The sequence below is a fragment of the Microbacterium sp. NPDC057659 genome (assembly GCF_042799915.1).
Taxonomy (GTDB): Bacteria; Actinomycetota; Actinomycetes; order Actinomycetales; family Microbacteriaceae; genus Microbacterium.
The window spans coordinates 1-19,392 of the sequence record NZ_JBHVHU010000002.1 but is presented as its reverse complement, the minus strand read 5'-3'; the positions used below and the strand labels follow the sequence as shown (position 1 = coordinate 19,392).

Here is a 19,392-nt window from a genome sequence, read left to right as displayed (position 1 = left end):
TGATGAGTAATCTCACGCTAGCTTACTTTCTCGTAAGTAAGTAAAACGCCGGATGCCCCCGCACCGGCTGACCTACAGCACAATGGACCGTGCCAAGGAGATGCAATGAAGCTCAGGAAGACCCTGATCGCGGTGTCCGCGATCGCCGCCCTCAGCGCCACGGTGCTGACCGGATGCTCGTCGGGCGGTGGCTCGGACGACAAGGGCGCGAGCGCCTCGCCCGCGCTCACCGTCGCGAAGCCCGATGGCTCGGGCGTCCTCTCGACGCAGATCAACAACCCGTTCATCGGCACCGGATCGGGTATGTCGCTCGGCTACGACCGCATGATCTACGAACCGCTCGCCATGGTGAACCCGGTCGGCAAGAACGAGACCACCCCGTGGCTCGCCGAGAAGGTGGAGTGGAACAGCGACTACACCCAGCTCACGGTCACCCCCCGCAAGGACGTCAAGTGGAACGACGGTGAGCCCTTCACCGCCGACGACATCATCTTCACGTTCAACCTGATCAAGAACACCCCCGCCCTCGACCTCGGCGGTCTGAAGCTGGCCGACATCAAGAAGGACGGCGACAACGTCGTCATGACCTTCAGCGAGTCGAAGTTCGTGAAGCAGGGCGATGTGCTGCAGATCAGCATCGTGCCCGAGCACCAGTGGAAGGACATCAAGGACCCGTCGAAGGACGCCGTCAAGGATGCCATCGGCACCGGCCCGTACACGATCAAGACCTTCTCGTCGCAGGGCGTCGTGCTCGACGCGCGCAAGGACTACTGGGGCGGCGCCGTGCCGGTGCCGCAGCTGAAGTACCTGGAGTACAACGACAACACCGGCCTGCTCCGGGCGCTGCAGAGCGGCGAGACCGACTGGGCGCAGATCTTCATCACCGACTACCAGACCAACTACGTCGACAAGGACCCGAAGCACAACGTGTTCTGGGGCGCCAACGTGCTCAGCCCCGACATGATCCTGGTCAACACGACGAAGGCGCCGTTCAACGACGTCGCCTTCCGCAAGGCCGTCAACATGGTCGTCGACCGCAAGGCGCACGCCGAGAAGGCGCGCAGCAACGCCGGCCCCGAGCTGACCAACGTCACCGGTATCCCGCAGCCGACCGGCGATCAGTACATCGCCCCGGAGTACAAGGACCAGAACTTCGAGATCGACGTCGACGGCGCCAAGAAGGTGCTGACGGATGCCGGATACACCTGGAAGGGCGAAGCCCTGATCGACCCGTCCGGCAAGCCCGTCACCTTCACCCTGCAGGACCCGCAGGGCTGGAACGACTACGTCACCGGCATCCAGCTGGTCGCGACGCAGGTGAAGAAGACCCTCGGCGCCGACGCGAAGGTCGCCACCCCCGACGCCGACACCTGGTTCAGCAACATGGCCACCGGCAACTTCGACGCCGCACTGCACTGGTCGGGCTCCGGCTCGAACCCGTGGCACATCTACGACGACGTCATGAACGGCGCCTACCTGGAGCAGGCCTCCGGCGGCAAGGTGTCCGACAACTTCGGGCGCTACAACAACCCCGAGGCGACCGCGCTGCTGAAGCAGTACCAGCAGGCATCCGATGACGCGACCCGCACCGACGCGCTGAACAAGATCCAGAAGATCTTCGTCGACGATGTGCCGGCCATCCCGATCGGAACGCACCCGCAGCTGGCCGAGTACAACACCCGGAACTACACCGGATGGCCCAGCGAGGACGACCAGTACGCCACGGCCGACCCGACCCAGCCGTCCGCGGTCCAGGTCGTCATGAAGCTGAAGCCCGTCAAGTAATCCCCTCCGGTCGTTGGGCGCCCCTCGTCTCGCTCCGCTCGCTCAGGAGCCGCGGATGGGGGCGCTCAACGACCGCCGAGCTGAAGGCCAGCAATGACAGAAACCCTCCTCTCCGTGCACGACTTCTCCGTCGTGTACGACGTGGACCCACCGGTCCGCGCGGTATCGAACGTCACCCTCGACATCCAGCGCGGCGAGATCGTCGGCCTCGCCGGCGAGAGCGGCAGCGGGAAGACCACGCTCGCCTACGGCGTGCAGCGGCTGCTGAAGCCACCGGCGGTGATCACCAGCGGCAGCGTCGTCTTCCACGACGAGAGCGGCGAGGACATCGACCTGCACTCGCTCGATGCCGAGCAGATGCGGAAGTTCCGCTGGGATCGCATCTCGATGGTGTTCCAGGGCGCTATGAACGCCCTCAACCCCGTCGCGACGATCGGTTCGCAGCTCGACGACGTGTTCGTGATCCACCGCCCCGGCATGGGCAAGAAGGAGCGTCGCGCCGCCGTCGACGAACTGCTCGAGATCGTCAAGGTCGGCCGGCAGCGCTACCGGTCCTACCCGCACGAGCTGTCCGGCGGCATGCGTCAGCGCGTGATGATCGCGATGGCGCTCGCGCTGCGCCCGCAGCTCATGGTCATGGACGAGCCCACCACCGCCCTGGACGTGCTCGTGCAGCGCGAGATCCTGCGGCAGATCTCGCAGCTGCGGCACGAGTTCGGATTCTCGGTGGTCTTCATCACCCACGACCTGCCGCTGCTGCTCGAGATCAGCGACCGCATCGCCATCATGCGCGAGGGCGAGATCGTCGAACTCGGCGCCGCGCAGCAGATCTGGACGAACCCGCAGCACGAGTACACCCGCAGCCTGCTGGCCTCGTTCCCGCGCCTGACCGGAGAGAGGGGAGTGGTCGCGAGATGACGACCCTCGAGTTCAAGAACGTCACCAAGATCTACAACGTCCGGGGATCCGGGCAGATCAAGGCACTGGACGACGTCAGCTTCACGCTGCAGTCGCGACAGACCATCGGACTGGTCGGCCAGTCCGGCAGCGGCAAGTCGACGATCGCGAAGATCCTCACGCAGCTCGAGACGCCCACTCGCGGCGAGGTGCTCATCGACGGCAGGCCCATCCCGCGCGGCGGCAAGGGGCTGCGCAAGTACCGGCAGCAGCTGCGGATGGTGTTCCAGGACCCGTTCGCATCCCTGAACCCGTACCACTCGATCCGCCACCACGTGGAGCGCCCGCTTCGGCTCGACCACGTCGTTCCGAAGCAGGAGATCGACGCCGAGGTGCGGCGCCTGCTCGAGCGCGTGCGCCTCGACCCGGATGCCGTGATGGAGCGGCGCCCGCACGAGCTGTCCGGCGGACAGCGTCAGCGCGTCGCGATCGCGCGCGCCCTGGCTTCCCGCCCCGCCCTGCTCGTCGCCGACGAGCCGGTGTCGATGCTCGACGTGTCGATCCGCCTCGGCGTGCTGAACCTGCTCGCCGACCTGCAGCGCGAGGAGGGGCTCGGCGTGCTCTACATCACGCACGACCTGGCCACCGCGCGGCACTTCAGCGACGAGATCATCGTGCTCAACCAGGGCAGGGTCGTCGAGCACGGACCCGCCGACGACGTGATCCTGCACCCGACCGATCCCTACACGCGCGAGCTGCGCGCAGCGTCGCCCGACCCGGAGGAGTTCTTCCGAACCCTCGCCGCCCAGACCCCCGGAGGCATGCGATGAGCACCGACACCCAGTCGCCCGCAGGCACGAGCCCCGCGGCATCCGCTGATCCGGCATCCCCCGATTCCGCACCTGCCGACCCGACGCTGGTCGGCACGACCGCGACCACCGCGGAGAAGCGCGGGATGCGGGTGCCGTGGCGCTTCATCGGCGGCCGCGTCGCCTTCTACCTGTTCACCGCGTGGGCGGCGATCACGATCAACTTCTTCATCCCGCGGATGATGAAGGGCGACGCGGTCACGTCCTACATGGCCCGCAGTCAGGGCCAGCTGCAGCCCGAGGCCGAGAAGGCGCTGCGCGCCCTGTTCGGCGTCGGCACCGACGTCCCGCTCTGGAAGCAGTACTTCGACTACTGGGGGATGCTGCTGCACGGCGACCTCGGGGTGTCGATCTCGACCGGCATGGCGCCTGTCGGCGACGCGATCGCTGCGGCGCTGCCCTGGACCCTCGGGCTCGTCGGCGTCGCCACGATCATCTCGTTCGTGGTCGGCACCGTGCTCGGCGCGATCGTCGGCTGGCGGCGCGGCGGCAAGCTGGACGTGCTCATCCCCGTGACCACGTTCTTCGGCACCGTGCCGTACTTCTGGCTCGGCCTCATCTTCATCGCGATCTTCTCGTCGGTGCTGGGCTGGTTCCCCGCCGGGCACGCCTACGAGGTCGGCGTCGAACCGGGCTGGAACGCCGAGTTCATCTCGCAGGTGATCTCGCACGCCATCCTCCCCGTGATCACGATCGTGATCGCCTCGATCGGCGGCTGGCTGCTGGGCATGCGCAACATGATGCTCACCGTGCTCGACGAGGACTACATCACGGTCGCGCAGGCGAAGGGCATGCCGAACAGCCGTGTGCTCTGGCGCTACGCCGCCCGCAACGCGGTGCTGCCGCAGATCCAGAGCTTCGCCCTGGCACTCGGCTTCATCGTCGGCGGCACGATCGTGATGGAGATGGTGTTCTCCTATCCCGGCATCGGCCTGCTGCTGCTCAGCGCGACCAACGCGAAGGACTACGCGCTCATGCAGGGAATCTTCCTGGTGCTCGTCCTGGCCGTCCTGGTCGCCAACATCCTGGCCGACATCGTGTACGCGATCCTCGACCCCCGCACGCGTCAGACGGAGGCCTGACCATGAACGCTCCTGCAGACAAGTCGCCCCAGCCGGTGCAGCCCGCGGGCGTGGGCGCCCCCGAGACCGCGGTCGTGCTCACCGCCGATCGTCCTGCGCCGAAGAAGAAGACCTTCTGGACCCAGCTGAAGGCGTCGATGGCGATGTTCAGCAACCGCAAGTCGGCGGCCGGACTCATCATCTTCGGTGTCTTCACCCTCGTCGCGATCTTCGCGCCGTGGATCGCGCCGTACGACCCGACAGAGCAGAACCTGGACGCGACGCTGCAGCCGCCGTCCTTCCAGCACCTGATGGGCACCACGCACATCGGCGAGGACATCTTCAGCCAGCTCGTCTACGGCACGCGAGGCGTCCTCGTGGTCGGCTTCCTCGCGACGATCATCGCGACCGTGCTGGCGATCGTCGTCGGCGTGACCGCCGGCTACCTGCGCGGCTGGAAGAGCGAGGCGCTGTCGGCGCTGTCGAACGTCTTCCTCGTGCTGCCCGCACTGCCGCTGATGATCATCATCGCCTCGCAGTTCGAGGACCCGCCGCTGTTCCTCATCGCGGTCGTGCTGGGTCTCACCGGCTGGGCCTGGGGTGCGCGAGTGCTGCGCGCGCAGACCATGTCGCTGCGCAACCGCGACTTCATCCAGGCGGCCCGCGCCAACGGCGAGCCGCTGCACCGCATCATCCTGGTCGAGATGCTGCCGAACCTCATGGCCCTGATCGCCTCGAGCTTCGTCGGCACCATGACCGCAGCGGTGCTCGGTCTGACCACGCTCGCGTACATCGGGGTCATCCCGGTGTCGAACCTGAACTGGGGCACCATCCTGTTCTGGGCGCAGCAGAACAGCGCGTTCCCGGACTACTGGTGGTGGTACGTGCCCGCCGGTCTGTGCATCTCGCTGCTCGGCGTCGGCCTGGCGCTGATCAACTTCGGCATCGACGAGTACGTCAACCCGCGTCTGCGGTCGGCCGGTGAGCGGGCCCGCGCGATGAAGAAGAAGGGGCTGAAGCTCAACGACGCCGTCACCGCCGTGCGCATCGACCAGCCCGACGAAGAGAACGTGAAAGCATGACGACCCAGACCGAAGCCCTGCCGTTCCGCGACGCGACGCTGAGCACTGCCGAACGGGTCGCCGACCTGCTCGGGCGGATGACCCTCGAGGAGAAGGTCGGGCAGATGCTGCAGCTCGACGCCCGTGAGGACCTCACCGATGCCGTGCACAGGCGGCACACCGGATCGATCCTGCACACCTCCCCGGAGCGCATCCTGCAGGCGCGCGAGCTGACCGAGCAGACCCGGCTGCGCATCCCGCTGCTCGTCGCCGAGGACTGCATCCACGGTCACTCGTTCTGGCCGGGGGCGACGATCTATCCGACGCAGCTCGGCATGGCGGCATCCTGGGACGCCGACCTGCTCGAGCGGGTCGCGCGGGCGACGGCCGAAGAGGTCGCCGTGACCGGCATCCACTGGACCTTCTCGCCGGTGCTGTGCATCGCCCGCGATCTGCGCTGGGGGCGGGTGGACGAGACGTTCGGCGAGGACCCGTTCCTCATCGGCGAGCTCGCCAGCGCCATGGTGCGCGGGTACCAGGGCGATGGGCTCGAGGACAGGACCGCGATCCTCGCGACGGCGAAGCACTTCGCCGGCTACTCCGAGACACAGGGCGGACGGGATGCCTCGGAGGCGGACATCTCGCAGCGCAAGCTGCGCTCGTGGTTCCTGCCGCCTTTCGAGCGCGTCGCGCGCGAGGGCTGCCGGACGTTCATGCTCGGCTACCAGACCACCGACGGCGTGCCGATCACGGTGAACGACTGGCTGCTGAACGACGTGCTGCGCGGCGAGTGGGGTTACACCGGCACCCTCGTCACCGACTGGGACAACGTCGGCCGGATGGTGTGGGAGCAGCGCGTGCAGCCCGACTACGCGCATGCCGCCGCCGCTGCGGTCAAGGCCGGCAACGACATGGCCATGACGACGCCGCACTTCTTCGAGGGTGCGCTGGAGGCCGTCGAGAAGGGAATGCTGGCGGAGGACTCCTTCGACGCGGCGGTCGCTCGCATCCTCACCCTGAAGTTCGATCTCGGGCTGTTCGAGGACCCTCGGCTGCCCTCCGAGGAGATGGACGCGGTGGTCGGCAGCGGCGCGCACAGCGAGCTGAACCTGGAGGTGGCGCGGCGCTCGCTGGTGCTGCTCGAGAACGACGGGACGCTGCCGCTCGGGGCGTCCGCTCCGCTGTCCGAGGTGGAGCCGATCCGCGTCGCCGTCGTCGGTCCGCTCGCCGACGACGCGCAGAACCAGCTCGGCGACTGGGCCGGCGGCTCCGGCCAGGCCGGATGGCTGGACGGCCAGCCGCGCGAGATGATCACCACCGTGCTTGACGGGCTCCGCGAGGTGGACGGCTACGCCGTGCGGTACGCGCAGGGCGCCGACATCCTCACCCTCGAACCGGACCCGCTCGGCGCGACCTTCCCCGACGGACAGCCCCGCCCGCCGGTCGTCGTCCCTGCCGAGCCCGACCAGCGGATGATCGCCGACGCGGTGCGCGCGGCGAACGCCGCCGACGTGATCGTCGCCGTGGTCGGAGACCGCATCGAGCTGGTCGGCGAGGGGCGCTCCACCGCCACTCTCGAGCTGATCGGAGGGCAGAACGCCCTGCTCGACGCGATGATCGCCACGGGAAAGCCCGTCGTGATCGTGCTGCTCGCGTCCAAGCCGCTCGTGCTGCCGGCATCCGCCGCGGGGGCCGCCGCGGTGATCTGGGCGGCGAATCCGGGCATGCACGGCGGTCGAGCGGTCGCCGAGCTGATCTCGGGGGCGATCGAGCCCTCGGGGCGCCTGCCGATCTCATTCGCACGGCACGTCGGCCAGCAGCCCACGTACTACAACCAGATCCGCGGGCAGCACGGGCACCGCTACGCCGACCTGAGCCAGGCGCCGGCATGGGCGTTCGGCGAGGGGCTGTCGTACACGACCGTGGAGTACTCCGGGCTGGGCCTGGTGTCGTCGTCGGTCGGGCTCGAGGAGACCCTGGTCGCCGACGTGACCGTGACGAACACCGGCACGCGACCGGTGCGCGAGACCGTGCAGGTCTATGTGCGCGACGAGGTCACCAGCGTCAGCTGGACTGACAAGGAGCTGAAGACCTACCGCCAGGTGGAGCTCGCGCCGGGAGAGTCGCAGCGCGTGCGCATCGAGCTGCCCGTGGCGGACTGCTCGATCGTGGATGCCGGAGGTCGACGCATCGTGGAGCCGGGCGACTTCGAGCTGCTGGTGGGCCCGTCCTCCCGCGACGAGGTCCTGCTGCGGGCGGGATTCACGGTCGCGTAGCCGCCGGCGCAGCCGCATCGGCGTGATGGCATCCGGGTGCCGAGCGCAGGGCTTGATGCCGAGTGAACCACTTGCCGCCGAGTGCACCGGCTATCGACGTCGATAACCGGTTCACTCGACGGGAAGTGGTTCACTCGAGCAGTTCGTCGATGAGCTGGGCGACGCGCGTACGTATCTCGTCGCGGCGCGAGCGGGAATCAGTGTCCGTGGATACTGGTTGGATAGTTCGGTGCACTCACTAAAAGGTCGCGCCGGGCGCGCCGCCGGCATCGGCGCCCTGCTCTGGCTGTTCCTGGCGAACTTCTCCATGGGGATCGACGGCTACGTCCTCACCGGCCTGCTGCCGCAGATCGCCGGTGACCTGCACGTGCCGGAGGCCGCCGCCGGACAGCTGATGAGCGTGTTCGCGCTGACCAGCGCGTTCGCCGGCCCGGTGCTCGGCGCGCTCACCGGACGGTTCGAGCGCAAGGCCACCATCGCGATCTCGCTCGCGGTGTTCGTGGTCGGCAACGTGATCGTCGCCATCGCACCGACGTACGCCTGGGCGATGTCCGGCCGGGTGATCTCCGCGATCGGCGGTGCGCTGCTGAGCGCGGTCGTCGCCGCATACGTCATCGCGATCACCCCGCCCGAGCGTCGAGGATGGGCCCTGTCGATCGTGATGGGCGGCTTCCTCGCCGCGACCGCGCTTGGCGTCCCGGTCGGGCTGCTCCTCGGCGAGGCGAACTGGCGCATCCCGCTGTTCATCGTCGCCGGCATCGGCACGGTCGCCCTGATCGGCATCCTGGCCTTCGTCCCGAAGCTGCACCTGCCTTCGCTGCCGCTGCGCGAGACACTGAGACCGCTCACCCGCGGGCCGATCCTCGCCGCGCTGCTGGTGCCGATCGGCCTGATGGGCGCGAGCTACCTGTGCTTCACCTACGCGGCGCTGATCATCGGCCCGCGCACCGGGCTGGGTCTGCCGATGGTCGGCGCGCTGTTCGGCTACGGCGTCTTCAGCCTGGTCGGCAACATGATCGCCGGACGATCCATCGACCGCCGTGGCCCCGACCGCGTGATCACGACCATCATCATCGCGCTGATCGGATTCATGCTGCTCGGCACCGCAGGGCTCGCCCTGCCCGGTGTCTGGGGCGTCGTCTCGATCCTGGTCTGGTTCCTCGGCACCGCCACGTTCAACGGCGGATCCGGCGTCTCGCTGCAGTCTCGGCTCGCGATGATGGCGCCGGACTCGGTCGCGCTGGTCGTCGCGCTGAACACCAGCGGCATGATGCTCGGCTCGGCGATCGGCAGCGCGACGGGTGGTGCGGCGCTCGCCGCAGGTCTGCCCGCCGACATGCTCATCCCGCTGGCATCCGTGTTCCTGGTGATGTCGCTCGTCGTGCACCTGCTCCTGATCCGCCGCGGAGACAAGAAGCCCGTGCTCTGACCCTCTCTGCTCCGGTCTCACCGGTTGTGGGTGCCCCGCGCCGGTGCCGCATCCGTCGCGATCGGAACCGACGTGCGGCCCGGCTCAGCGCCGGGTGGTCGAGGTGCGCGGATGCAGCAGGGCGGTCGTGCCGCGCACGATGAGCTCGTACGGCAGCGCCGTCTGCGGAGTCTGCCCGGGGCCGTCCTCCAGGCGCGACAGCACGGCGGAGGCGGCCCGCTCGCCCTGACCGAGCGGGAACTGGTCGACCGTCGTCAGCTGGAAGAACTCGCCCAGCTCGTGGCCATCGATGCCGATGATGGACAGGTCCTCCGGCACCCGGAAGCCCAGGTCGCGCGCCGCGAGGATCGCACCGATCGCCATCTCGTCGGATGCTGCGAAGATCGCGGTCGGCCGAGGACCGGGCCGCCCGAGCAGCTGCTTCGCCGCGCGGAACCCGCCGTCGACGGTGAAGTCCGCAGGCTCGAGGAACGCGTGGTTGACGGGCACGCCGGCATCCTCCAGCGCCTGCTCGAAACCGAGCCGGCGTTGGCTGGGCACATGGAAGTCGAGATCGAACTCGGGATTCGCGCCGATGTGCGCGATGTCGCGGTGGCCGAGTCCGAGCAGGTGCTCGGTCGCGAGCCGTGCCATGGCGGTGTCGTCGACGGTGAGCGTGTTCAGCTGCGGGTTGGGGCCGCCGATAGCGATCACCGGCAGGCCGAGCGCGAGCAGCTGCGCCGACTCGTCGTCGTCGAGTTCGATCGACACGGCGATCACGGCGTCCACGCGCTGGCGGCGCAGCGCCGTGTGGAACACCTCGCGCCGCACTGCGGCATCCGCCGTGATGTTGTACAGCGTGATGTCGTAGCCCTGTTTCATCAGGGCCGACGAGACGCCGGAGAGCACCGTCGCGAAGAACCAGCGGTCGAGGTAGGGCACGATCACGCCGATGTTGCGCGTGCGACCGGATGCCAGGCTCGAGGCCCGCGACGAGACGACGTAGCCGAGCTGGTTCGCGGCCTCCTGCACGCGCTCGCGCGCGGCGGCGGACACGTGCCCGCGCCCGCTGAGTGCCCGCGAGACGGTCGCCGTGGAGACGCCCGCGAGCTTCGCGACCTCGTCGATACTCGTCATCGTCGTTCCTTCATCGATCTCGGTTCCCGTCTCACCCGTGGCGGGTTCAGAGGCACTGCCACCCGCAACGGGTGAGACCGGAACCGGAGGAGGGTCAGGCCTTCGTGAACCAGGCGGCCGTGTTCGGGGGCAGGGCAGTGCCGGTGAACGGCTCGCTCTGCACCAGCAGGGTCACATCGTCGCCGAGCTCCACCGGCTCGGTGCCGAGGTTCGCCACGACATGGATGTCGCCGCGACGGAACGCCACGGTGTCGTCACCGCCATCCTCCCAGACCAGCGAGCCGGATCCGAGGCCGCGCTCGCGGCGCAGCTCGATCAGCAGCTTGTACAGGTTGAGCGTCGACGTGGCGTCGCCCTCCTCGACGTCACGGGCGAAGCGCGCCCACTCCGCGGGCTGGGGCAGCCAGGAGTCGCCGGTGTCGTTGAAGCCGTAGGCCGGAGCATCCGCCGTCCAGGGCAGCGGCACGCGGCATCCGTCGCGACCGTAGCGCTCGCCGTTCGTGCGGAACCAGGTGGGGTCCTGACGGAACTCGTCCGGGATCTCCATCGCCTCGGGAAGCCCGAGCTCCTCGCCCTGGTAGAGGTACGCCGAGCCGGGCAGCGACAGCATGAGCGTGGTCGCGGCGCGAGCGCGAGACAGGCCGACCACCGGGTCGGGCTTGCCTGCCGACTTCGGGCCGATGCCCTCGCCCTGCGGGTTGTCCGCGGTGAGCGCCAGACGCGAGGCGTGCCGCACGACATCGTGGTTCGAGAGCACCCAGGTGCTCGGGGCGCCGACGCCGCCGAACTCGTCGAGCGACTCGCGGATCACGGCGCGAAGCTGCGCGGCATCCCACGGCGTCATCAGGTAGGGGAAGTTGAACGTCTGGTGCATCTCGTCGGGGCGCACCCAGAGCGAGGTCTGCTTCAGCGTGGGGAGCCAGGCCTCGCCGCACAGTGCGCGGTCGCCGTCGTACTCGGCCATGACCTTGTGCCAGTCGCGGTAGATGTCGTGCACGCCGGGCTGGCCCCAGTACGGCACGTCGTCCTCGCCGCCGCCCATCGAGTCGGCGTCGGCCGGCGGCGTGTAGTCGGGCAGGCCGTCCTTCTTGATCATGCCGTGGGCGACGTCGACGCGGAAACCGTCGACCCCGCGGTCCAGCCAGAAGCGCAGGATGCTGCGGAACTCCTCGCGCACCTCCTCGTTGGTCCAGTCGAAGTCGGGCTGGGTGGGGTCGAAGATGTGCAGGTACCACTGACCGGGGGTGCCGTCGGCCTCGGTCACGCGGGTCCACTGGCCGCCGCCGAACACGGACTCCCAGTTGTTCGGGGGCAGCTCGCCGTTCTCGCCCTTGCCGTCGCGGAAGATGTACCGCGCGCGCTCGGGGCTGCCCGGTGCAGCCTTCAGCGACTCCTGGAACCAGACGTGCTGGTCGGAGGAGTGGTTCGGCACGAGGTCCACGATGACGCGGATGCTGCGGGCGTGGGCCTGTGCGAGCATCTCGTCGAAGTCGGCGAGGGTGCCGAACAGCGGGTCCACGTCGCGGTAGTCGGCAACGTCGTAGCCGGCGTCGCGCTGCGGGCTGGTCATGAACGGGCTCAGCCAGATGGCGTCGACGCCGAGCTCCTTGAGGGAGTCCAGTCGGCTCGTGATGCCGGGCAGGTCACCGATGCCGTCACCCGACGCGTCCGCGAAGGAGCGGGGGTAGATCTGGTAGATGACGGCGCTGCGCCACCATTCGGAACCGGGGGCGGCGATCTGCTCGAGGGTCATGAGCACCAGGTTACTGCAAACGCTTACAGTCCCGCCAGGGGTGTGTTCGAATCGATTCGGACGCAGGTTTCTCGGCGACATATGCAGGGCGGATGCCCGGATGCAGGGCCGCTGCGCGGCGCGTCGCCCTGCCGATGTCTTCTCGCCCTGCAGGTGGCCGGAGCGGTGTGCTCAGATCAGGCGGCGGAGAGCCTCTTCGAGCGAGACACCCTGGGCGTCGGCGCGATCGCGCAGGCGGGCGTGCTCCTGCGCTGAGAGCGTCACGTGCAGGTCGAGGGGAGCGGGAGCTGGGCTGTCGTCGAGTCCCTCGAGAAGATCGGATGCCTCGGCCCAGAGGGGCACAGCCGCGGGGGCCACGGCGGTGGCGGCCGGCGCAGTTGCAGGGGTGGATGCGGGGCGGGCGGGCGGATCGGCGGCGCGTCGCCCTGCATCCGTCGGATCTCCCTGCATCCGGTTTGTGGACGTCGCAGCTGCCGCGCCCGCCGTGCTCATCGTGAAACCGGGTCCGCGGCGGGGCTCCTGCTTCTGCTGATAGGCCTTCGCGGCGGCGTTCGCGCGCTCGTCCGCGGCCTCGTTCAGGTCGTGACCGGCGTGACCCTTGACCCACTCGAAGCGCACGTCGCGCCCGGACATCGCCTCGTCGAGGGCCTTCATCAGGTCCTGATTGAGCACGGCGCCGCCGTCGGCCTTGCGCCAGCCGCGGCGCTTCCAGCCCGGCATCCACTTGGTGATCGAGTCGATCACGTACTTGCTGTCGCACAGGATGCGCAGGTCGTCGTCGGTGCCCGCCGTCGCACGCAGCAGTTCGAGCACCGCCTGCAGCTCGCCCTGGTTGTTGGTGCCGTGCGGCGATCCGCCGGCCGCCCAGTTCGCGTCGTCGATGTACCAGGCCCAGCCGTTCGGGCCGGGATTGCCCAGGGCGGAGCCGTCTGCGGCGGCGGTGATCGTCATCCTTCAACCGTAACGGCGGGCGGCGACGTCACCGTGCGCGGCGGGATGCGGATCGTCGAGCTCAGGCCCCCGCGATCACCACGTTCGCCGGGGGCTCGCCGGCCAGCATCCGCTCGATCTGCGAGCGCACGAGGCGAGCCATGCGCGGGTTCATGGCCGTGGATGCCCCGCCGACGTGCGGGCTGACGACCAGGCCCGGCGCCGACCAGAGCGGGTGCCCGGTGGGCAGCGGCTCGGGCTCGAAGACGTCGAGGGCGGCGCGCAGTCGGCCGGCCTGCAGCTCTGCGAGCAGGGCGTCGGTGTCGATCAGCGGGCCGCGGCCCACGTTGACCAGCAGCGCGCCGTCGGCCATGTGTGCCAGCATGCCGGCGTCGAACAGATGCCGCGTCGCATCGTTGTCGGGCAGCGACAGCACGACGATCTCGGCGTCCGGCAGCAGCGCGGTCAGCTCGTCGATGCCGTGCACCGCGACCTCGCCGACGCCGTCGACCTGCTCGGTCCGCGGCCTGCTCGCCACCGCGGTCATCTCCACCTCGAAGGGTGCGAGGCGGCGTGCGGTCGCGGTGCCGACCCCGCCGAAGCCGACCAGCAGCACCCGCCGGTCGGCGAGGCTCTCGGCGAACACCGGTGACCACTCGCCGCGGTCCTGAGCGCGCACGAACCGGGGGAACTGGCGCTGCGCGACGAGCATGAGCGCGACCGCGATCTCGGCCGTCGAGGCTTCGTGCACCGAGGCGGCGTTGGCGAACGGCATCCCTGCCGGCAGTCGATCGGCGACGCCGTCGTAGCCGATCGACTGGCTCTGCACGAGCCCGACGTCGAGGCCGTCGAGTTTCTCGAGCGCACCCGCCGACCCCATGTACGGCGGCACCACGATGTCGAGCCGGGATGCCGGCGGCGGCGTCGTGAAGTCCCAGACGTGCAGCTCGACCCCATCGGGAAGGTCGCCGATGTCGGTGGCGAGGCGTGCGGTGGGGACTGTGACGACGAGGGGCATGGCTCCGAGCGTAGTCCGGCGCGGGAAGTGGTTGCCCTTCGTCGCCCGCCACCCCTTTCATCACGGGATGATCTCAAAGCCTTGACAGGGAATGCGTTTTGTATACAGAATACGGATGCAGTCACAACCCGGGCACCCGACCGGAACCCTTCCAAGGACGAAAGAGGTAGAGCGTTGGCCATCTCACGTGCAACGATCAGGAAATCCGTCGCTCTCGGCGCGATCCTCGCGCTCGGCGCCGGACTCGCCGCCTGCAGCGGCGGCAACTCCGGCGGAGGCAGCGTCGGTGCGGACGGCAAGGCGACCGTGGTCTGGTCGACCTGGGGCTCCGCCGACGAACTCACGCGGTACAAGGAGTTCAACGCCGACTTCATGAAGAAGCACCCCGACATCACCGTCAAGTTCCAGCCCGTCGCCGGCTACGGCGACTACCACTCCAAGCTGCTCGCGCAGCTCACCAGCAACACCGCACCCGATGTGTTCTACGTCGGTGACGACATGGTCGGCCAGTTCGTCGACTCGAAGCGGCTCATGCCGCTGAAGAAGCTGATGGAGTCGTCCGACAGCAAGACCAAGCCCGACGACTTCTTCCCCGGCCTGTTCGGCGCCGCCGAGAAGGACGGCGAGTATTACGCCGCCCCGAACGACTCCAACCCCGACGTGCTCTGGTACGACAAGGAGGCGCTGAAGGCCGCCGGCATCACCGACGACCCCGCGACCCTCGCCGAGAGCGGCGAGTGGACCACCGACAAGTACCTCGAGATGAACGAGAAGCTCCACGACAAGGGCCTGATCGGCTCGATGTTCTGGAACTACTGGGCCACGCACTGGAGCTGGCTCAACTCCCAGGGCGCTCCGGAGCCCTACAGCGAGTCAGGCGAGTTCACGGCGAACAAGGACTCCACGTCCGTCGGGCTGATGCAGCAGTTCGGCAACCTGTTCCAGAGCAAGACGTTCGTCGTCGCCGACACGATGCCCGAGACCGCCGGTGCCGACAGCCAGTTCGTCACCCACAAGGCCGGCTTCTTCGTGCAGGGCCGCTACACGATCGGCTCCCTCGACGGTGCGAAGGTGAACAGGGATTCCTACGACATCGTGCGCTGGCCCACCCCTGACGGCGAGGCCGCCCCGACCGGCGTCGCGACGAGCTTCCTCGCGATGAACGGCAAGACCAAGGTCAAGGACGCCGCGTTCACGTTCTGGACCGAGTTCCTCAGCGCCGAGGGCCAGACCTTCCGCCTGAAGGGCAGCGGCAACGCGGTCCCGTCGATCAAGGGCGCCGACGACGTCGTGCTCGAGGACGGCTTCCCCGCCCACGCGCAGACCTTCCTCGACATGCGCGACATCGGCTTCGTGAACTACCCCGCCGAGGCCCGCGTGCCCGGCCTGCCGGTGGCGATCGCCGAGGAGTTCCAGAAGCTCTACGAGGGCAAGGAAGACGCGCAGACGGCTCTGGACAAGGCCGCCGAGCTGGTGAAGAAGCGTTCGGCGGAGTGACATGTCGGCTGTTCTGACGGATGGGGGGATGCCGCAGGCCACGCCTGCGGCATCCGCCCCTGTGATGCGCAAGGAGGCGGCCTGGCGTCGCCGCGACCGGCGTTGGGGCTATTTCTTCGTCGCCCCGCAGCTGGTCGGCATGTTCCTGTTCGTGGTCGTCCCGTTCGCGGCGAGCCTCGTGCTCGCGTTCTCGAAGTGGGACGGGCTGAGCGATCTGGAATGGGTCGGGTTCGAGAACTTCACCTCGCAGTTCCAGGACGAGCTGCTGTGGCGCTCGATCCTGAACACGCTGATCATCGCGGTCATCACCGTACCGGTGGGCCTCGGTCTCGCCGTGATCGTCGCGGTCGCGTTGGAGAAGCTGAAGACCCGCACCCTCTACCTGATGCTGTTCTTCGCGCCCGTGATGACCTCCACGGTCGCGATCGCCATGATCTGGCAGCAGATGTTCCGCTCCGACGGCGTGATGTCGGCGTTCATCTCGAAGGTCTTCGGCATCGCCCCGCCCGCCTGGCTGGAGGACCCGAAGCTCGCGCTGATCGCGGTGTGCATCGTCGCGATCTGGTCGTCGCTCGGCCTGAACGTCATCATCTTCCTGGCCGGCCTGCAGAACATCTCGCCCTCGGTCATCGAGGCTGCGCGCATCGACGGCGCCGGTGCGTGGCGGCTGTTCTGGAGCATCCGCCTGCCCCTGCTCTCGCCGATCATGTTCTTCTCGTCGGTGATCGCCTTCATCTCGTCGCTGCAGACGTTCGACATCGTCTACGTGCTCGTCTCCGGCGGCGGCCCCGACAACGCCACCCGCACGATCGTCTACCACATCTACGATCTCGGCTTCGGGCGCTTCGAGTTCGGGCCGTCCAGCGCGGCATCCATCATCCTGCTGATCCTGACGCTGATCATCACCGCGATCCAGTTCGGCGCGCAGAAGAAGTTCGTGCACTACGAGGACGATCCCGAATGAGCACCACGACCCCCTCCCTCACCGAAGGCGCGATGCTGCCGGCGACCGACTCGACCGTCGCGCTGATCGCCCCCGGACGCAAGCAGCGCCGACGCCCGACCGGCGGCGGCAGGCGCCGCAGCGGCAACATCGTGCTGCACATCCTGCTGATCATCGCGGGCCTGTCGATGGTCTTCCCGTTCATCTGGATGCTGCTCACGTCGTTCAAGACGCTGCCGCAGCTGCTGAAGGATCCGCTGTCGTTCTTCCCCAGCCCGTGGACGAGCCAGAATTACGTGGACGCCTGGAACGCCGTGCCGTTCGCGCAGGCGTACCTGAACAGCGCGTACATCACGATCCTGGTCGTGGTCGGCACGCTGATCACGGCGTCGATGGCGGGCTACGCGTTCGCGCGCATCAGGTTCAAGGGCAGCAAGACGCTGTTCATCATCTTCCTCGCGACGCAGATGATCCCCTCGCAGGTCACCCTGATCCCGTTCTACCTGCTGATGTCGCAGTTCGGGTGGGTGGACTCGCACCTGGCGCTGATCGTGCCCGGCATGATCGCCAACCCGTTCGCGGTGTTCCTGATGCGGCAGTTCGTGCTCGGGCTGCCGAGGGAGCTCGAGGAGGCCGCGCTCGTCGACGGTGCCGGCCGCTGGCGGATCTTCTGGAGCATCGTGCTGCCGAACCTGAAGCCCGGCCTCGCCGCGCTCGCGATCATCACCGCCCTCGGCGTCTGGAACGCGTTCCTGTTCCCGCTGGTGCTGCTGAACTCGCCCGACCTGTTCACCGTGCCGCTGCTGCTGACCTCGTTCCAGAGCCAGTTCGGCTCGATCAACTACGGGCTGGTGATGGCGGCGTCCGCGATCGCGACCGTCCCGATGCTGATCGTGTTCGTGATCGGCCAGCGCAGGATCCTGAACAGCATGGCCGCATCGGGACTGGGGGGACGATGAGCTTCACCGAACTCGCCGGCCGTCATCTCGACCTGGTCACGGCTCCGTTCACGCTGCCGAAGTCGCGCATCCTGGTGTTCAGAGATGAGGATGCCGCGGACGGCACGCTGCGCGTGCACACGTCGGAGTACGAGCGGTGGCTGGAGGACTGCCGGGTGCTCGACGGACTCGCGGTGCTGGATGCCGCGGGCGCGGTGCTGCCGGTGACCGACGTGCTGCCGTACCGGATCGCCTTCGGCGACGACGTGTCGCTGACCTTCGACGGCCCGGGTGCGCTGAGCGTCGGCGTGCCGGACTTCGGATCGGATGCCGGACACGCCGGTGTCTCGGGCGGGACCGCCGGCGTGGCGGACGCGAGCTCCGAAGCCGGGCTCGGGCTCCGCGTGCGGCTGACGCATCCGGACGGGCGCGTGCAGGAGCATCCGCTCGGTGCCGGTCTGCGCATCGAGGTCGCCGCCGACCGGACGGCGACCGTGTCACCCGGCGACCACGCGGCGGCGCTCGCCGCCTGCGCAGCGCAGTGGGATGCCTGGTTCGCGAAGTGCCCGGTCGTGCGCGACGATCTGCAGCAGATGGCGGCGTTCTGCTGGTGGGTGCTCGGGGCGAACATCGTCTCGCTGCCCGCCCTCGGCGACGCCCGCGGCGTCGTGCCGTCGAAGATCGGCTATGTCGGCGTATGGCAGTGGGACGCCTACTTCATCGCCGTCGGCCTGCGGCATGGCGACCCCGAGCTCGCCCGCGAGCAGCTCGAGATCGCCTTCCGATTCCCCGGCGCCGACGGGCAGCTGCCCGACGTCGTGCACGAGCTCGGTGTGCTGGCCTCCAGCGACGACCTGCCCGAGGGCGATCGGGCCAAGCTGCGTCGCACGGGTTCGGCGGTCGCCGACCCGACTGCGCCGGTGCCGCTGACCAAGCCGCCGCTGGCGGCGTGGGCGCTGCGCAAGGTGCTCGAGGCGGAGGATGCTCCGGAGTGGGCGCGTGCGCAGCTCGCCACAGTCATCCGGTCGCAGGACTGGTGGTTCGCAGGGTCCGACCTCGACGGCGACGGGATGCCGGAGTACGGGCATCCGTACTCGTCCGGACTGGACGACAGCCCGATCTTCGACGGGCCGATCCCGACGGCGGCCCCCGACCTCGGGGCGTACCTGGTGCGTCAGGACCGGGAGATCGCGGACCTGCTGTCGCGGTACGAGCCTGCGGCCGCGACCGGCCGCTTCTCCGAGCGTGCGGAGCGCACCGAGCAGCTTCTGCACGACATGTGGGACGCCCAGGCCGGGCGCTTCCTCGCCTTCGGCGACGGACAGCGCATCGACAGCGACACGGTGGTCGGGCTCATGCCGCTGCTCACCGGCACGCTGCCGGACGACATCCGTGATGTTCTGCGCGCGGCGGTCGACGACTCGGCGCGCTTCGCGCTGGAGTGGGGACTGCCGACTGTCGCGGCATCCGACCCCGACTTCTCGCCGGAGCGGATGTGGCGCGGGCCGATCTGGATCAACACCAGCGCCCTTGTCGCCGAGGGGCTGGAGGCATCCGGCTATGCGGAGCGCGCGCGTCAGCTGCGCGAGCAGACCGTGCGTCTTGTCGTCCACGGCGGCGGGCCGCACGAGTACTACAACCCGCGCACCGGCTTCAAGGCCGAGCGCGCGACCACGGCGTTCGGCTGGTCGGCCGCGCTGTTCCTCGACCTGGCGGTGACGCTCAGCCGGGACTGAGATCGTCGCTCACATACACTCCGGGGGCCGACACGCCAGATGTCGGACGCGTTCTGCGGAACCGTCCGACATCTGGCGTGTCG

General features: G+C 68.7%; 15 protein-coding genes. 11 read left to right on the top strand and 4 right to left on the bottom strand.

Annotation, left to right across the window (positions count from 1 at the left end):
- Nucleotides 1-105 precede the first annotated feature (105 nt).
- The 7 genes from ACFVAE_RS08790 to ACFVAE_RS08760 all read left to right on the top strand — a co-directional run bounded on the left by ACFVAE_RS08790 (nucleotide 106) and on the right by ACFVAE_RS08760 (nucleotide 9,378).
- Entirely contained in the window at nucleotides 106-1,785 is a 1,680-nt protein-coding gene (locus ACFVAE_RS08790) for an ABC transporter substrate-binding protein (protein ID WP_378890652.1), read from the top strand.
- Between the two features lie 93 nt (nucleotides 1,786-1,878).
- Nucleotides 1,879-2,703, top strand: coding sequence for an ABC transporter ATP-binding protein (locus ACFVAE_RS08785; protein WP_378890649.1), 825 nt, complete (start codon nucleotides 1,879-1,881; stop codon nucleotides 2,701-2,703).
- A complete protein-coding gene (locus ACFVAE_RS08780; protein WP_378890646.1) occupies nucleotides 2,700-3,512 on the top strand; it encodes an ABC transporter ATP-binding protein in 813 nt (270 codons plus the stop codon). The genes ACFVAE_RS08785 and ACFVAE_RS08780 overlap by 4 nt, the downstream gene beginning before the upstream one ends.
- Nucleotides 3,513-3,637: 125 nt before the next feature.
- Nucleotides 3,638-4,633 (top strand): ABC transporter permease, encoded by a 996-nt coding sequence (locus ACFVAE_RS08775; RefSeq protein WP_378893531.1) that lies wholly within the window; start codon nucleotides 3,638-3,640, stop codon nucleotides 4,631-4,633.
- A gap of 2 nt (nucleotides 4,634-4,635) precedes the next feature.
- Nucleotides 4,636-5,694 carry an ABC transporter permease gene (locus tag ACFVAE_RS08770; protein ID WP_378890643.1) on the top strand — a complete coding sequence of 353 codons (1,059 nt, stop codon included), beginning with the start codon at nucleotides 4,636-4,638 and terminating at the stop codon, nucleotides 5,692-5,694.
- Complete coding sequence (locus ACFVAE_RS08765) at nucleotides 5,691-7,949, top strand: glycoside hydrolase family 3 N-terminal domain-containing protein (protein ID WP_378890640.1); 2,259 nt, start codon at nucleotides 5,691-5,693, stop codon at nucleotides 7,947-7,949. Before ACFVAE_RS08770 ends, ACFVAE_RS08765 begins: the two co-directional genes overlap by 4 nt.
- A 229-nt stretch (nucleotides 7,950-8,178) precedes the next feature.
- The gene (locus tag ACFVAE_RS08760) at nucleotides 8,179-9,378 is read left to right on the top strand and encodes an MFS transporter (protein ID WP_378890637.1); all 1,200 of its coding nucleotides are present in this window, start codon (nucleotides 8,179-8,181) and stop codon (nucleotides 9,376-9,378) included.
- A gap of 84 nt (nucleotides 9,379-9,462) precedes the next feature.
- Here ACFVAE_RS08760 and ACFVAE_RS08755 read toward each other — a convergent pair whose 3' ends face one another.
- The 4 genes from ACFVAE_RS08755 to ACFVAE_RS08740 all read right to left on the bottom strand — a co-directional run bounded on the left by ACFVAE_RS08755 (nucleotide 9,463) and on the right by ACFVAE_RS08740 (nucleotide 14,195).
- Complete coding sequence (locus ACFVAE_RS08755) at nucleotides 9,463-10,494, bottom strand: LacI family DNA-binding transcriptional regulator (protein ID WP_378890634.1); 1,032 nt, start codon at nucleotides 10,492-10,494, stop codon at nucleotides 9,463-9,465.
- A gap of 94 nt (nucleotides 10,495-10,588) precedes the next feature.
- A complete protein-coding gene (locus ACFVAE_RS08750) occupies nucleotides 10,589-12,247 on the bottom strand; it encodes a glycoside hydrolase family 13 protein (protein ID WP_378890631.1) in 1,659 nt (552 codons plus the stop codon).
- A 171-nt stretch (nucleotides 12,248-12,418) separates the two neighbouring features.
- Nucleotides 12,419-13,198, bottom strand: coding sequence for a ribonuclease H (locus ACFVAE_RS08745; protein WP_378890628.1), 780 nt, complete (start codon nucleotides 13,196-13,198; stop codon nucleotides 12,419-12,421).
- Nucleotides 13,199-13,259: 61 nt separating this feature from the next.
- On the bottom strand, nucleotides 13,260-14,195 hold the full coding sequence (locus tag ACFVAE_RS08740) for a 2-hydroxyacid dehydrogenase (protein ID WP_378890625.1): 936 nt from the start codon (nucleotides 14,193-14,195) through the stop codon (nucleotides 13,260-13,262).
- A gap of 174 nt (nucleotides 14,196-14,369) precedes the next feature.
- Here ACFVAE_RS08740 and ACFVAE_RS08735 point away from each other — a divergent pair, with 174 nt between their 5' ends.
- From ACFVAE_RS08735 to ACFVAE_RS08720, 4 genes are read left to right on the top strand one after another with little or no spacing between them, the layout of a single operon-like run.
- Entirely contained in the window at nucleotides 14,370-15,692 is a 1,323-nt protein-coding gene (locus tag ACFVAE_RS08735) for an ABC transporter substrate-binding protein (protein ID WP_378890622.1), read from the top strand.
- A gap of 28 nt (nucleotides 15,693-15,720) precedes the next feature.
- Nucleotides 15,721-16,656, top strand: coding sequence for a carbohydrate ABC transporter permease (locus tag ACFVAE_RS08730; RefSeq protein WP_378890619.1), 936 nt, complete (start codon nucleotides 15,721-15,723; stop codon nucleotides 16,654-16,656).
- Entirely contained in the window at nucleotides 16,653-17,594 is a 942-nt protein-coding gene (locus ACFVAE_RS08725) for a carbohydrate ABC transporter permease (protein WP_378890616.1), read from the top strand. The genes ACFVAE_RS08730 and ACFVAE_RS08725 overlap by 4 nt, the downstream gene beginning before the upstream one ends.
- A complete protein-coding gene (locus tag ACFVAE_RS08720; RefSeq protein ID WP_378890613.1) occupies nucleotides 17,591-19,309 on the top strand; it encodes an amylo-alpha-1,6-glucosidase in 1,719 nt (572 codons plus the stop codon). The genes ACFVAE_RS08725 and ACFVAE_RS08720 overlap by 4 nt, the downstream gene beginning before the upstream one ends.
- The last annotated feature ends 83 nt before the right edge of the window (nucleotides 19,310-19,392 follow it).

Excerpts from the sequence above, each read along its gene's own strand:
- ACFVAE_RS08740 (WP_378890625.1), bottom strand. The coding sequence starts at position 14,195 with ATGCCCCTCGTCGTCACAGTCCCCACCGCACGCCTCGCCACCGACATC.
- ACFVAE_RS08755 (WP_378890634.1), bottom strand. The coding sequence starts at position 10,494 with ATGACGAGTATCGACGAGGTCGCGAAGCTCGCGGGCGTCTCCACGGCG.
- ACFVAE_RS08750 (WP_378890631.1), bottom strand. The coding sequence starts at position 12,247 with ATGACCCTCGAGCAGATCGCCGCCCCCGGTTCCGAATGGTGGCGCAGC.
- ACFVAE_RS08775 (WP_378893531.1), top strand. The coding sequence starts at position 3,638 with ATGCGGGTGCCGTGGCGCTTCATCGGCGGCCGCGTCGCCTTCTACCTG.
- ACFVAE_RS08785 (WP_378890649.1), top strand. The coding sequence starts at position 1,879 with ATGACAGAAACCCTCCTCTCCGTGCACGACTTCTCCGTCGTGTACGAC.
- ACFVAE_RS08765 (WP_378890640.1), top strand. The coding sequence starts at position 5,691 with ATGACGACCCAGACCGAAGCCCTGCCGTTCCGCGACGCGACGCTGAGC.
- ACFVAE_RS08780 (WP_378890646.1), top strand. The coding sequence starts at position 2,700 with ATGACGACCCTCGAGTTCAAGAACGTCACCAAGATCTACAACGTCCGG.
- ACFVAE_RS08790 (WP_378890652.1), top strand. The coding sequence starts at position 106 with ATGAAGCTCAGGAAGACCCTGATCGCGGTGTCCGCGATCGCCGCCCTC.
- ACFVAE_RS08725 (WP_378890616.1), top strand. The coding sequence starts at position 16,653 with ATGAGCACCACGACCCCCTCCCTCACCGAAGGCGCGATGCTGCCGGCG.
- ACFVAE_RS08745 (WP_378890628.1), bottom strand. The coding sequence starts at position 13,198 with ATGACGATCACCGCCGCCGCAGACGGCTCCGCCCTGGGCAATCCCGGC.
- ACFVAE_RS08770 (WP_378890643.1), top strand. The coding sequence starts at position 4,636 with ATGAACGCTCCTGCAGACAAGTCGCCCCAGCCGGTGCAGCCCGCGGGC.
- ACFVAE_RS08730 (WP_378890619.1), top strand. The coding sequence starts at position 15,721 with ATGCCGCAGGCCACGCCTGCGGCATCCGCCCCTGTGATGCGCAAGGAG.
- ACFVAE_RS08720 (WP_378890613.1), top strand. The coding sequence starts at position 17,591 with ATGAGCTTCACCGAACTCGCCGGCCGTCATCTCGACCTGGTCACGGCT.